Annotated in this window: 10 protein-coding genes and 1 pseudogene; 3 read left to right on the top strand and 8 right to left on the bottom strand. The window is 72.8% G+C overall.

Annotation, left to right across the window (positions count from 1 at the left end; genetic code table 11):
- Window positions 1-16: 16 nt before the first annotated feature.
- The 4 genes and pseudogenes from ABT354_RS07050 to ABT354_RS07035 all read right to left on the bottom strand — a co-directional run.
- A pseudogene (locus ABT354_RS07050) lies at window positions 17-535 on the bottom strand (copper chaperone PCu(A)C); the annotation flags it as partial.
- Complete coding sequence (locus ABT354_RS07045) at window positions 532-1,155, bottom strand: SCO family protein (protein ID WP_351490195.1); 624 nt, start codon at window positions 1,153-1,155, stop codon at window positions 532-534. The pseudogene ABT354_RS07050 and the gene ABT354_RS07045, both read right to left, overlap by 4 nt.
- 191 nt (window positions 1,156-1,346) lie before the next feature.
- Complete coding sequence (locus ABT354_RS07040; RefSeq protein ID WP_351490029.1) at window positions 1,347-2,147, bottom strand: YcnI family copper-binding membrane protein; 801 nt, start codon at window positions 2,145-2,147, stop codon at window positions 1,347-1,349.
- A 261-nt stretch (window positions 2,148-2,408) separates the two neighbouring features.
- A complete protein-coding gene (locus ABT354_RS07035) occupies window positions 2,409-3,197 on the bottom strand; it encodes a hypothetical protein (protein WP_351490026.1) in 789 nt (262 codons plus the stop codon).
- 335 nt (window positions 3,198-3,532) lie between these two features.
- Between ABT354_RS07035 and ABT354_RS07030 the strand changes: the two genes are divergently transcribed.
- Entirely contained in the window at window positions 3,533-3,994 is a 462-nt protein-coding gene (locus ABT354_RS07030) for an ATP-binding protein (RefSeq protein ID WP_351490024.1), read from the top strand.
- 205 nt (window positions 3,995-4,199) lie between these two features.
- Here ABT354_RS07030 and ABT354_RS07025 read toward each other — a convergent pair whose 3' ends face one another.
- Both ABT354_RS07025 and ABT354_RS07020 read right to left on the bottom strand, forming a co-directional pair.
- Window positions 4,200-5,666, bottom strand: coding sequence for an aminopeptidase P family protein (locus ABT354_RS07025; protein WP_351490022.1), 1,467 nt, complete (start codon window positions 5,664-5,666; stop codon window positions 4,200-4,202).
- 241 nt (window positions 5,667-5,907) lie between these two features.
- Entirely contained in the window at window positions 5,908-7,617 is a 1,710-nt protein-coding gene (locus ABT354_RS07020) for a PP2C family protein-serine/threonine phosphatase (protein WP_351490019.1), read from the bottom strand.
- On the opposite strand from ABT354_RS07020, the gene ABT354_RS07015 reads away from it, so the two are divergent.
- Both ABT354_RS07015 and ABT354_RS07010 read left to right on the top strand, forming a co-directional pair.
- Window positions 7,603-7,839 (top strand): hypothetical protein, encoded by a 237-nt coding sequence (locus tag ABT354_RS07015; protein ID WP_351490208.1) that lies wholly within the window; start codon window positions 7,603-7,605, stop codon window positions 7,837-7,839. The two genes, ABT354_RS07020 and ABT354_RS07015, sit on opposite strands and share 15 nt — an antisense overlap.
- Window positions 7,840-8,352: 513 nt before the next feature.
- Window positions 8,353-9,057, top strand: a complete 705-nt coding sequence (locus ABT354_RS07010) for a bifunctional DNA primase/polymerase (protein WP_351490017.1) — start codon at window positions 8,353-8,355, stop codon at window positions 9,055-9,057.
- Window positions 9,058-10,501: 1,444 nt separating this feature from the next.
- Here the strand turns inward: ABT354_RS07010 and ABT354_RS07005 are convergent.
- Together ABT354_RS07005 and ABT354_RS07000 are read right to left on the bottom strand one after the other, a co-directional pair.
- A complete protein-coding gene (locus ABT354_RS07005; RefSeq protein ID WP_351490014.1) occupies window positions 10,502-11,488 on the bottom strand; it encodes a DUF5926 family protein in 987 nt (328 codons plus the stop codon).
- Between the two features lie 551 nt (window positions 11,489-12,039).
- Window positions 12,040-12,639 (bottom strand): ATP-binding protein, encoded by a 600-nt coding sequence (locus tag ABT354_RS07000; protein WP_351490011.1) that lies wholly within the window; start codon window positions 12,637-12,639, stop codon window positions 12,040-12,042.
- Window positions 12,640-12,652: the final 13 nt, after the last annotated feature.

Genomic DNA, 12,652 nt, shown 5'->3' with positions numbered 1-12,652 from the left:
CGCCGGTGGTGGTGGCCGGGTTGTACGAGGCGGACTTCACCGGCAGGTCCACCGTGACCGGTTCCGACTTCTCGAACCGCAGCTCCACGGTGACCGTGTCGCCCTCGGCGGGCCGCTTGCCGAGCCCCATGAACATGAGGTGGTCACCACCGCGCCGCAGGCTCAGCTCGCCTTCGGCGGGCACCGCGAAGGAGTCCACCTCGTGCATCCGCTGGTCCTTCGCGGTGTGCATGGTCACCTCGTCGGCGAGGGTGCTGGTGACGGAGGTGAGCCGGTCGGCCGTGCCACCGTCGTTGCGGACGGTCAGAAAGCCCGCCGCCATGTCGTCGCCGACCGGCCGGGGCATGAACGCCCCGGCCACGGAGAGCCGGGGACGGTCGCCGCCGCCGTCGCTGTCCGCCTTCGCCGGTGTCCCGGCCGTGGAGCAGCCCGCCAGGGTCAGCCCGGCGCAGAGCGCGAGGACCGTCCCGGTCAGGGCCCGGCCCCGGCGTCGGCCCCGGCGCCGCTCGGCGCGGGAGGTGGTGTGGGGCGTCACGGCTTCTCCCCCCGTACCAGCTTGGGCAGGTCCTGGGCGAACTCGTCGGGCGTGGTGCCCTCGCCGTAGAGGACATAGCCCTCGTCGGTCTTGGGGGAGAAGGCGATGACCTGCGCGCCGTGCATGGACACGACGGTGCCGCCCTTCTCCTTCTTCGGCGGGTCGATGCCGATGCCCATCTGCCGGGCGCCCGCCTGGATGGTCGCGAAGTCGCCGCTGAGCCCGATGAAGGACTTGTGACCGGCGCTGGGCAGCCACTCGCCCAGGATCTTCGGGGTGTCCACCTCGGGGTTGGTGGTGACAAAGACGACCTGGAGCTTGTCCTGGTCGGCCTGGGGGAGGGTCTTCTCGGCGATGGCGATATTGCTCATCGTCATCGGGCAGACATCCGGGCAGGTGGTGTAGCCGAAGAAGACCAGCGTGGGCTTGCCCTTGGTCTCCTCGCGGAGGTCGAACTTCTTGCCCCGGGTGTCCGTGAGGACCAGATCCGGCTTGGTGTACGGGCGGTCCAGGACGGTGCCGGGGTCGGCCTTCTCGGTCGCGGAGACCTCGGCGACGGCGCTGTCGTCAGTGTCGTCCTTCGAGCCGCCGCAGGCCGTGAGAGTGAGCGACCCCGCCATCGCGAGGGCGGTCAGGAAGGTGATCCGCCGGCCGCGGCGGGGCCTGGGGGCGTGCCCGGCGAGGTCCTGGACCGGGCCGGCCGGGTCGATGAGGTCGCTCTGCTGGGGCTGCTGGGGCTGCTGACGCGGGTTGCGCATGGAGAGACGTCCCAAGAGTGTGTACGGAACAGGGGTACGGGGGCGGTGGGTCATCAGGCGCGGCGGCGGCCGGCCAGCACACCGAAGGCGACACCGACGGCACCGGCCAGGATGCCGACCACGCCCAGGATCCGGGCGGTCGGGTCCGACGCGTCGGAGTCGCCGGAGGTCTCGGCGGAGGCCTTGCCGTGCTCGTCATGGCCGTTGCCCCGGTCGTCCCCGGCGCTCTCCCCGGCCTTCTCGGAACCCTTGGAATCCTTGGAGTCCTTGGCGCTCGTTCCGTGGTGGTCGCCGGTCGGGGCGGTGAGGGTGAGGACCGGTGCGGGGGAGTCCGGCTCCTCGGCGCCCTCCTGCGGCACCTCGATCCAGCGGACGACCTCGTCGTTGTCGTACGTCTGGAGCGCCTTGAAGACGACCCGGTCGGTGTCCTCGGGCAGCTGGCCCAGCGAGACGGGGAACTGCTGGAACTGGCCCGGACCGATCTTCGAGCCGTCCGCCGTCCAGGTGATCTTCGAGACGGTCTCGGTGATCTGCCGTCCGTGCACGGTGAGCGGCTTGTCCAGCTTGGACTTGGTGACCTTGACCTTCCACCCCGGGACGGGCTGCGGCAGCACCGAGGCCATCGGTCGGTCGGCCGGGAGGTTGATCTCCAGCTTCACGGTGGCGGAGTCGTCGCGCTCATTGGGGACCTTGAAGTTGACCGTGGCGTAACCGCCCTGGGCGGCCTCGCCCTGCGGCTGCACGCTGACATGGGCGGCGGCGGGCCCGGCCAGCAGCAGTACGGCGGAGGCGGTGACCGCGGCGGTGACCGCCGTACGGACACCGGTGGTACGGGAAACCCGGAAAGCGCGCATAACTGTCATTTTGATGACACTCCATGAAGAGGCAGGAGAAAACTGGGAGGAGCGGCTGGAAAGCCGCGGGCGAGGGTGTTCCGCAGATGCGACGGCCGTACCGACGGACCCGCTGACGGGTGTACGTCCGAGGGCGCCGACGCGGGTGGGTGCGTCGGCACCGGCGGGAGGTACCCACGGCGGCGCCGAAGCGGAACCGGCGTGGGAACCGGCGTCGGAACCCGTGTCGGACAGGCGTCGGATGTCGGATGAGGCCTCGGATCAGGCGGCGAGAACGCAGCGCGCGGGCGGACCCCGCCTGATCACCAGATGCTGGAGTGTCTCCCCCGGTACCGGCGGGACGGGCTCGTCGCGGGAGTGCCGGGCCGCCGCGGGCCCCGCCGGGTCGAGCAGCTGCCCCGCCCGGAACGCGACCACCAGCGCCAGCGCCGCCCGGAGCGGACGCAGCCGGGCGGCCCCGGCCGCGGTCTCCCGCGCGGTACGGGCCGAATGCGCCGAGAGCCGGACCAGCCGGGCCAGCGCCAGATCACCTCGGCGCAGCAGCCAGCCGGTGGCCAGGGCGGCCAGCAGATGGGCCAGCAGCATGGGCAGCGACGGCAGCAGCTCCGCCGGGGGCACCGGCGCGCCATGGGCCCCGCCGGCCGCCGGGGCCGGCGGTCGCAGACCGGCCAGGTCCACCACCCGCCGGGCCTCGCCGGCGCTGAGCGTGGCCGGACCGGCCCCGCAGACCAGCTCCGCCGCCAGCCGGATCAGCGCGTCGTCACCCGTCGCGCCTCCCGGGCCGTGCGGCCGGTCCGCCCCCAGCCTGCCCCCCAGACCGAAGAGCACATGCAGGGCGAGCTGCCCCGTACCCAGGGCCGCGGCGACCGCGCCCAGGGAACGCGTCCGGCCCGCGAAGGGCAGGACCAGGGCGAACACCCCGAGGAAACCGGTCGGCAGGGTCCACCAGGGGACCGTGGCACAGGCGGCCAGCGCATGTCCCGTCGCGGACAGCGCGACACAGACCGCGGCGAACACCGCGGCCCTCAGCAGCCGTGGACCGGCCTGCACGCGTGCGTCACCGGAGCGGGCCGACGGGCCCGGATCCCCCGGTGCGGACGGTGCCGAGGACGGCGAGGACGGGGACGACATGGCCGGGTCATCATCCCACTGCGGTTCCGGCGCCGGTACGGCAGGTCCGCCCCCGCCCCGACCCGCCCACCGTTCGTCTTCGGCCATGTCCGGTGCCGCGCCCCCGACCCGTACCCGGGTGCGACCGGCGCGTACGACCACGGCACGGCCGCCCCGTCGGCCGAATGAGCGCAATCGGCGCGACCGCGCGCTTATGGTTCACCTCCCAGGGGCAATACGTATCGGTATGTCGAGCCGCGGCCAGGAGGCTGAGCATGAGCATCTGGTGGTCTCTCCATTTGCGGCGTGAGGCCGCGAGCATCCCGCTCGCACGGCGTCTGCTGGTCGGCACGATGGAGACGGCCGGGGTCGACCCCGATGTCTCCTTCGACCTCTCCGTCGCGCTCAGCGAGGCGTGTGCCAACGCCGTGGAGCACGGTGGCGACCGGGGCCCGGGGGACCACTCGGGGGCATACCGCGTCACCGCGTATCTGGACGGCGAGAAGTGCCGCATCGAGGTGGCCGACTCCGGGCCGGGCTTCCCCGCCCGCCGGCCGGGGTGCGCCCACACCCGGGAGTGGCAGCCGCCCGTGACCGCCGAGAGCGGGCGGGGACTCTGTCTGATCGAGCAGCTGGCCGACCATGTCCACTTCGGCAACCGGCCCGGTCATGGCGCCGTGGTCAGTTTCGACAAGGTGCTGAAGTGGCAGGAGGGCGCGCTGCTCAGGGTCTCCTAGCGAGGCTTCCCGGGTGCCGATATCGGGTAGGGGGCGCCGAACGGCCGCCCGCCCCGCCCACTCCCGCCCCGCCCACACGCCGACGCTCCGCCCCGGCACGTCCCCGCCCCGGCCCGGCCCGGCCCCGCACGCCGACGACCCCGCCGGATCACCGGCGGGGTCGCGAAGGCTCCGGGCCGCGGGGCCGCCCGGTGAGGCCGGATGATCAGCCGCGCAGCGCGGCCATCCAGCTCTCGACCTCGTCGGCACGGCGCGGCAGCGCGGCCGAGAGGTTCCGGTTGCCGTCCTCGGTCACCAGGATGTCGTCCTCGATCCGGACGCCGATGCCCCGGTACTCCTCGGGCACGGTCAGATCGTCCACCTGGAAGTAGAGACCCGGCTCGACCGTCAGGCACATGCCCGGCTCCAGCGTGGCGTCGACATACGCCTCGGTGCGCGCGGCGGCGCAGTCGTGGACGTCCATGCCGAGCATGTGACCGGTGCCGTGCAGGGTCCAGCGGCGCTGGAGACCGAGTTCGAGCACCCGCTCCACCGGGCCCTCCAGCAGGCCCCACTCGACCAGGCGCTCGGCGAGCACCCGCTGCGACGCGTCGTGGAAGTCACGGAACTTGCCGCCGGGCTGCACCGCCGCGATGCCCGCCTCCTGGGCGTCGTACACCGCGTCGTAGATCTTCCGCTGAAGCTCGCTGTACCGGCCGTTGATCGGCAGGGTGCGGGTGACATCGGCGGTGTACAGCTCGGTGGTCTCCACACCGGCGTCGAGCAGCAGCAGCTCGCCGGAGCGGACCGCGCCGTCGTTGCGGACCCAGTGCAGCGTGGTGGCGTGCTCACCGGCGGCGCAGATGGAGCCGTAGCCGACATCGTTGCCTTCCACGCGGGCGCGCAGGAAGAACGTTCCTTCGATGTACCGCTCGCTGGTGGCCTCGGCACGGTCCAGGACCTTGACGACGTCCTCGAAGCCGCGGGCGGTCGAGTCGCACGCCTTCTGGAGCTCGGCGATCTCGAACGCGTCCTTCACCAGCCGGGCCTCGGAGAGGTAGACGCGCAGCTCCTCGTCCCGCTCGGCGGTGACCTTGTCGGTGAGGGCCGTCTCGATGCCGGCGTCGTGGCCGCGGACCGCCCGGACGGGGCCGGTGGCCTCGCGCAGCGCCTCGGCCAGGTCGCGGACGTCCTTCGCCGGGATGCCGAGCAGCTGCTCGGCCTCGACGAGGGAGTGCCGGCGGCCGACCCACAGCTCACCCTGGCCGGAGAGCCAGAACTCACCGTTCTCACGGTTGGAGCGGGGAAGCAGATAGATGGTGGCGCGGTGCCCGTCGGCGGTGGGCTCCAGGACCAGGACGCCGTCCTCGGTCTGGTCGCCGGTGAGGTACGCGTACTCCGTGGAGGCGCGGAAGGAGTACTCCGTGTCATTGGAACGCGTCTTCAGATGACCGGCGGGGATCACCAGACGCTCACCCGGGAAGCGCCGGGAGAGGGCCGCGCGGCGGGCCGCCGTGTGCGGGGCCTGCGCTATGGGCTGGAGGTCGTGCCGCTCGGTGTCGGCCCAGCCGCCCGCCATGTTCTCGGCGAGTTCGTCGGACACGCCCGCGTAGAGACCGTTCTTACGCGGCTTGATCTGCTGCTCTTCTTCTTCCGCTGCTTCCGGAGTGCTCGGGTTGAGCTCCTCGGCCACGTCTGCCTCCTCGATACAACACTGGACCGGTGTCCATCGTATGTGGGAGCCGGGTACGGGTTCACGAGGTGTGAGAAGCGAGACAAAAACCTCCAAACCCTCCAGGTGCCTGCGGGCACACCGGCCCCGCGCCCCGGCCCCTTCCTCGCGCCCCGGCCCTCCCCCTCCCTCATGCACCGCCACCGCGCACCGCGTCCCGGCCCCTCCCCCGCGCCCCGCCACCGCGTACCCGCTCGTACCGTCAGTCGAAGCGGGCGGCCAGCAGGACCACGTCCTCGTCCCCCGCGCTCCCGTCGGGCGGGAGCATCGCGCGCAGGATGTGGTCGGCGACCGCCCCCGGGTTCGCCCGTGCCGCCGTCGGCACCCCCGAGGCGGCGGTGTGCAGCCGGGCGAAGGCGCGGTCCATCGAGTCGCCGGTCTGCCGCAGCAGGCCGTCGGTGTAGAGCAGCACCGTTTCGCCGGGCGCGGGGGACAGCTCCACGCTCGGCGCCTCCCAGCAGGCGAGCATCCCGAGCGGGGCGGAGAGCGAGGTCTCGATGTACTCGGTGCGCCGCTCGCCGATCACCAGCGGCGGGGTGTGCCCGGCCCCGGCCAGCACCATTCTGCGGGCCGCCGGTTCGGCGTGGGCGAAGAGCGCGGTGGCGGTCCGGGACGGTTCGGTCAGCCGCAGCAGCAGCTCCAGATCGGAGAGGACGGCGACCGGGTCCTCGCCCTCCATCACGGCGTACGCGCGCAGCGAGGCCCGCAGCCGCCCCATCACGGCGGGGATACCGGGGCCCGAGCCGTTGACCGAGCCGACGGCGAGACCGAGCGCGCCCTCGGGGAGGGCGAGGGCGTCGTACCAGTCCCCGCCGCCGAGTCCACCGGCGCGGTGTCGGGCGGCGAGCAGGACCCCGGGCACCCGGGGGAGCCGGGTGGGCAGCAGCTCCTCGGTGACGGCCGCCACGGCCTCGCGCGCCCGCTCGACCTCCAGCAGCCTGGCCAGGTGCTCGGTGGCGTACCGGGCGTACAGGGCGACGAGGTGGCGGCGCCGGTCGGTGGGGGCGCCGGGTTCGTCGTACAGCCAGACGGCGGCGCCCAGGGTGCCGGAGGTCTCGGTCGCGAGCGGCTGGGTGTAGCTGGCGGCGCAGCCGAGGCGGTGGGCGACCTCCCGGCCGTGGGGGTCGAGGGTGAGGTCGCCGACGATGTCGGGGTGGGCGACGGCCCGCGGGATCCGGCCCGCCGCGCCCCCCGAGCCTGCCGAGCCCCCTGTGTCCGTGGTGTCCGCCGTGTCCGTGGTGCTGCCCGTGGTGCCGGTGCCCCCGGTGAGTGGTGGGGCCGTTCCGGCGGTACGGGGGCCCGCCGCCCCGTTCCCGTACCCCCTGAGGGTCCCGTGGCCGGGGTCCTGGCCCCGGCCACGGGACTCATGGTCACCGGCGGCGTCCAGGATCCGCCCGTGGGCGGTGGCGTCCCGGGGGATGGTCTCGATGTGCCCCAGTTCCGCGTGGGTGAGGCCGAGGCCCCGGGTGAGCGCCGGGCGGCGCCCCTCGCCCCGGTGGCCGGCCCCGCCGTGCCCGCCGTGACCGGTTCCCGTGGGCGGTTCGAGGATGACCAGCCCCCGGCGCGCGCCGATCAGCGCGGCGCCGGAGCGCAGCAGCTCCTGGAGGGCGGAGTCCAGACAGCGGGTGGCGGCGAGGCGGTCGGTCAGGTCGTGGAGGGTGGCGAGATCGGTCACCCACCCGGCGAGTCGTTCCTGGACCACCCGTCCGGGGGTGGTCGCGGGGGGAGGCGGGGTGGTGCGGGTGTCTCCCGTGTCCCCGGTGGCACCGGGATTTCCCGTCTCCCCGGGCCCGTCCGGCCGGTCGGAGGGGGCGGCCGTGGTGGCGCGGGGCGAAAGATCCGCAGGAGTCTGGGCGGGTTGAGGAACCGAAGAGTTGATTCCAGCCACTTTCGGCAGATGAGGGACGCTCATCGAAACCGGCTTTCCGACTGGCGCAATTCGCTCAAGAGCATGGCAAACCCCCATGTCATTCATGTCATTCTGCGCCGCTGTCAGCAGATCCACATCTACACGCAGAAGGAAGGGGATGTCCAGCATTGCACCAGTGGGATTGATGGTGTCTATGGGACTTTGAACGCTCCTTGGGACAATCTTGAACTTGGCTCAAAAATGCCGTTGAGGGCGGCCAATTGAGGTCGACTGAAGGCGTTCGGCGAAGGATCCCTCGGTGGATCTCCCCGGGGCGCCCGCCCCGGTGGGACCCTGCGGAAAGCGTCGCACCGGACAGGGTGGGTACGGAGAAGAGTGATGGCCAGGGTCCTATGAGGGCCGCCCCGGGAACCTGAGGATCGGGTCCGGCGTCCTTAAGGCTGTAGGCCGCTGCCGGAAGTCCGCTGCCGGAGCTGTCGGAGCCCGTCCGGCGGATCCCGGTGGACGGGGGCGATCACGCGAGCGGGTCGGCGCGGACCATCGACGCCGGGCGCACGCCACCACTGGTCCTGTGTGATGGAGTACAGCCCACGTTCTGCCATCGGCGGCGACCCTGCCGCCGGCGAAGCGGGGGTCCGCCCACGCCGCAGGCGATCGGGCGGTGATACGCCGATCGGTATGTACCCGTACGTCCGGTACCTATCTGTATGCACAGTAAAGACTCGCACACATGGTGTGATGTGGACCTCGGCGTTCAACGGAAAGGAACGAGCGCATATGCGCGAGATCCTCGGAAGGCGACGCAGGCTCCGGTTCTGGCGCAACAAGGGGCCTGCGCAGCCGGCACAGCTGGACGTGGCACTTACCTGCGCCACCGAGTGGGGATGGCCCGTACTCCCCGGCGTGGGATGGAAGGCCGTCGGTACCGGAGCCGGTGCCGGCAATGAGCGGGGCCGTGGCTGCGCCTGCCCGGACCTCGAATGTGTGGTGCCCGGTGCGCACCCCTTCGACCCGGGCGTCCTGGCGGCGACCGCCGACGAACGGATGCTGCGCTGGTGGTGGGCGAACCGTCCCACCGCACCGGTCGTCCTGGCCACCGGGGGGACCGCGCCGTGCGCGGTGAGCCTCCCGGCGGTGGCCGGCGCCCGCGCGCTGGCGGAGCTGGACCGGCTGGAACTGCGGCTGGGGCCGGTGATCGCGTCGCCGACCCGGTGGTCGGTGCTGGTCGCCCCGTACAGCCTGGAACAACTGGGTGAGCTGCTTTTCGCCAAGGATTGCGTGCCCAGCTCGCTGCGCTTCCACGGCGGTGGCGGTTATGTGGTGCTGCCGCCGTCGGAGACGGGGGCGGGACAGGTCCGCTGGGAGCGTGCGCCGCTCCCGGGGTCCGCGACACCGTGGCTGCCCCGGGTGGAGACGGTGATGGATGTTCTGGTGGAGGCGAGCATCAACGCCCCCGACGGCGGCAGCCGACTCGCCTACTGAGTCCGCTGGAGCCCGCCGGGCTCGCTCTTCCTGCCGCGCCAGGCGGAGGGGCGGGCGCACCGCGTCGACGGCCGGTCCGGACCACGGACCGGCCGTTGCGCTTTCCCCGTCTCCGGGTCTTACCGCCGGGGCTTCCCGCCGGGCCTTTGCCATCGGGTCCCGCCGTGCGGATCCCGTTTCGGCGGAAGCATGGACTCCGGGACCGGATCACGGGCCGAATGTGACGGCCGGGGCCGACGGAGAGCGGAGGGGCCACAGAGCCGTCCACAGGGTTCCTCCGGGCCGTTCCGGAATCCCTCGCCGGTGCCGTTGGTACCCGTTCCGCCGCCCCTCCCGTGGTGACCGCCGCCCGCTACCGTCCGTGTGGCCGGCGCGGCGACCCGGTCCGGGGGTGTGTCTTCCCCCGCACGGGGCCCGATGCGCCTCTACGGGAAAACCTCTGGCTGGTCAAGGCCGCGAGAGTCGGCCGAAACCGAGCGGGCCGACCACCGCGTGATGTCCGATTGGCGGCCCTTGGCATCGGCGTGGCGGACCCCGAGGGCTCCCGGTGGCTCCTGGCGGTTCGGGATGCTTCCGGGCGGTCCGGGTTGGTTCCGGGTGCCGTGCGAGGGGGCGGTGTGCCGTACGGGGCCGCGCTCCGCGTACCGTTCCGGCCCGCCCGTTCGGGGCGCGGTACGACCACCGGCCCGGTGCCGTCCTCCCCGGCGCCCTCTCCCGTACCGGCGAGCCGTCCCGTACCGACAGCTCCGTCCCGTGCCGACCGTGCCCCGCCGACCGACTCCGTCCTTCCTCGCCCCGCAGCCGGGCCGGCCCCGCCGGTGCGGCCGGGCCGACCCCGTCGGGTACGGGCATGAGAGGCGGGAACGCATGTACGGAATTGCCGCGTCGACTTCCGTCGGCAGCCGTCCTCGCAGGAGAGCGGCACGAAGGCGCGGGTGAGCGTGGTACAGACCGGTGACAGGAGATGAAGGCCGTTGTCCTCGGTGATCTCTCCGGCTTTTTCCGGCACGCAAAGATGACATGCCCATGGAATTCCTGGGAGATGTCCGGGAATGCTGGAGTGCGTGCGGCGGATCGCCGCAGGGGTGGGGGTGCGCGGCCGGGCCGCCGCCGAGGGGCCTGGGGCAACTCGCCCGAGGAGCATGGCCGCTGACGATCTGTCAACAGGATGTCAGCGGAGTGTTAGCGGAAGAATCCATTCCGCCAGGGTCTCTGGAAATGGAGACGCCCGATCGCTGGCGACGGGGGATGCACCAGCGACCGGGCTTCTAGAACCGTAACAAGAGATCGGCCGTTCGCAAATTCGATCTCGGGTATTCGGACAGGGATTCAGCTTCTCTTTGTGTGAGTTGTGACTGGAGTCACTCGGGTTTTCCGATCCCCCTCCAGCGGGGCTCCCGTCACCCCCGGTCCGGCGGTGCGGGGCCCCGGACCGGGGCCCGGATCAGCTCAGGGTGATCTGACGGTTGGTCAGGCCGCCGCGCGCCCGACGCTCGTCGGCCGTAAGCGGAACGTCCTGGGCGAGCGCGCCGGCCAGCCTCTCGGCGAACGCGGCGGCGGGCTTCTCGCACTCCTCCGCCCCCATGCCGCTGGGCAGGTCCCAGACCGGGACGGTCAGCCCATGGGCGCGGAAGGAGCCGACCAGCCGGGTGTCCTCACCGAGCGAGGCGGTCCCGGCGGCGTGCAGCCGGGCGAGCGCGTCGAGCAGCTTCTCCTCCGGGTACGGCATCACCCAGCGCAGATGGTTCTTCTCCGGGGTCTCGCACCAGTAGGCGGCGTCGACGGAGGCGAGCCGCACGGTCGGGATGGCGGCGGAGTTCGCCCGCTCCAGGGAGGCGGTGACCTCCGGGGAGGCGTCGTCACCGGACTCCGGGAGCCAGAACTCGAAGCCCGTGTGGACCTCCGGCGCGAACGCGGCGTCCGGGTCGAGGAGGTCCTGGAGCCGGGGCCCGTCGCCGGAGACCCGCTCGCCGGCCACCGGGGTGCCCGGCTCGGCCGTCAGGGCACGGCTCAGCGTGTCCGCGAGATCCCGGCTGAGGTCGCCGGAGGCGGTGTCGTTCTGGAGGCCGAGGAGGACGGAGCCGTCCTCGCGGCGGAGCGCGGGCCAGGCCATCGGCAGCACCGTCGCGAGGGTCACCGACGGCACCCCCTCGGGCAGCCCGCCCTTGAGCGTCAGCCGCGCGGTGGCGGCGGGCACCAGCTCGCGCAGGGCGACCCAGTCGCACTCTCCCGCCAGCCCCTCGAACGGCCGCTGCACCAGCTCGGTCACGGCGTGCGCGGCGGCGCGCCCGTGGCACGCCTTGTAGCGGCGGCCCGAACCACAGGGGCAGGGCTCCCGGGCCCCGACCACGGGCACGGGCTCATGGGCACCGGCGACCCGGCCCTGGGGTCGGGCGTTCGATGCCTTGGTCTGGGGGCGCTTCTTGGCCATGGTGCGGCTTCTCCCGAGTGCGGCGTACTGGGCTTCGTGCGTACCGAACGGGCCGCCGGAGCTGTGCACCCGGCCCGCTCGGGTCGGCGGTACTTGTCCGTCGGCGAGCCTAGCCGTCCGGGGTGCCGGGGGCGCCACGCACCCACCATGCCCGGCACCGCCCGCGCGGGGCCGGTGCCGTTCCGCCGGACGTTCCGCCGGACGTTTCGCCGTACGGGCCCGGAGCGGGCGTACCGCCACGGGAGGGAGGCGCATCCGCGCATGGGCGGGAGGCGCACCGGCCCGGCCGGGGGAGCGGAGCGCGGCCGGGTGGGCCGCCGGGTGGGCCGGGTGGGGCCGCGGACGCCGACCACCCGGGGTGATGCCGACCACCCGGGGTCCCGGCTCGCGCGATGGCACGCGCCCCGGGCCTCCCGGGCCCTTCGGCTTCCCGCTCCCGTTCTCCTTGGTCCCTGCCGCTCTTGTTCTTGCCGTCGTTCTGTTTCCGCTGCGGCTCCGGCTCCGGCTCCGGCTCCTGTTTCTGCTTTCTGCTCTCTGCCGCCGGTCCGGGCTCAGGCGGGTTCGTCGAACGCCTCCAGAAGGTCGAACCCGGACGGTGTGACGCGCGTAGCGAAATCGTCGCGACGGCGTCCTTGCTGAAGGACCGCCCACACGGTGACCTCGCCGGATGTGCTGTCCCGTACACCCCAGGCCTGGGTCAGCGCGCTGATGATGTTCAGCCCGCGACCGCCGCGCGCGGTCACCGACGGCGTGGACGGAACGGGCCGGGTGGGTCCCCCGCCGTCCGTCACCTCGATCGTCAGCCGACCGGCCCTGTCGACGCGCCATGCCGCGCGTATGTCGCCCTCGCCCCGCTCCGTGTGCCCCAGCGGCCTGCCGTGCCGGCAGGCATTGCTGAGCAGCTCGGACAGGACCAGGACCGCATCGTCCACCACTGTGTCGGGCACTCCGCCGCCGCGCAGTTCCGCGCGCATGCGGTGCCGTGCCTTGCCCACGCCCGCAGGGCCATGGGGTACGGCCATGCTCGACGACGTGGGCACCTCTTGTGCCACCACCAACGCCACCCCCGAGACCTCCTTTGCCCCACGCCACGGTGTGAATGCCCCAATGGACTGGACCGGAAACCGTTCGAGCCCGGCACTGTGACGCACTCCTGGCGTTCGG

This window comes from Streptomyces sp. NPDC000594, assembly GCF_040299965.1.
In the GTDB taxonomy this organism is placed as follows: Bacteria; Actinomycetota; Actinomycetes; order Streptomycetales; family Streptomycetaceae; genus Streptomyces.
Note: the sequence above shows the minus strand (reverse complement) of the source record. Positions and strands in the feature narration are given on the sequence as shown.

Coding starts and splice junctions, on each gene's coding strand:
- ABT354_RS07005 (WP_351490014.1), bottom strand. CDS start 11,488: ATGGCCAAGAAGCGCCCCCAGACCAAGGCATCGAACGCCCGACCCCAG.
- ABT354_RS07020 (WP_351490019.1), bottom strand. CDS start 7,617: ATGAGCGTCCCTCATCTGCCGAAAGTGGCTGGAATCAACTCTTCGGTT.
- ABT354_RS07015 (WP_351490208.1), top strand. CDS start 7,603: ATGAGGGACGCTCATCGAAACCGGCTTTCCGACTGGCGCAATTCGCTC.
- ABT354_RS07010 (WP_351490017.1), top strand. CDS start 8,353: ATGCGCGAGATCCTCGGAAGGCGACGCAGGCTCCGGTTCTGGCGCAAC.
- ABT354_RS07040 (WP_351490029.1), bottom strand. CDS start 2,147: ATGCGCGCTTTCCGGGTTTCCCGTACCACCGGTGTCCGTACGGCGGTC.
- ABT354_RS07045 (WP_351490195.1), bottom strand. CDS start 1,155: ATGGCGGGGTCGCTCACTCTCACGGCCTGCGGCGGCTCGAAGGACGAC.
- ABT354_RS07030 (WP_351490024.1), top strand. CDS start 3,533: ATGAGCATCTGGTGGTCTCTCCATTTGCGGCGTGAGGCCGCGAGCATC.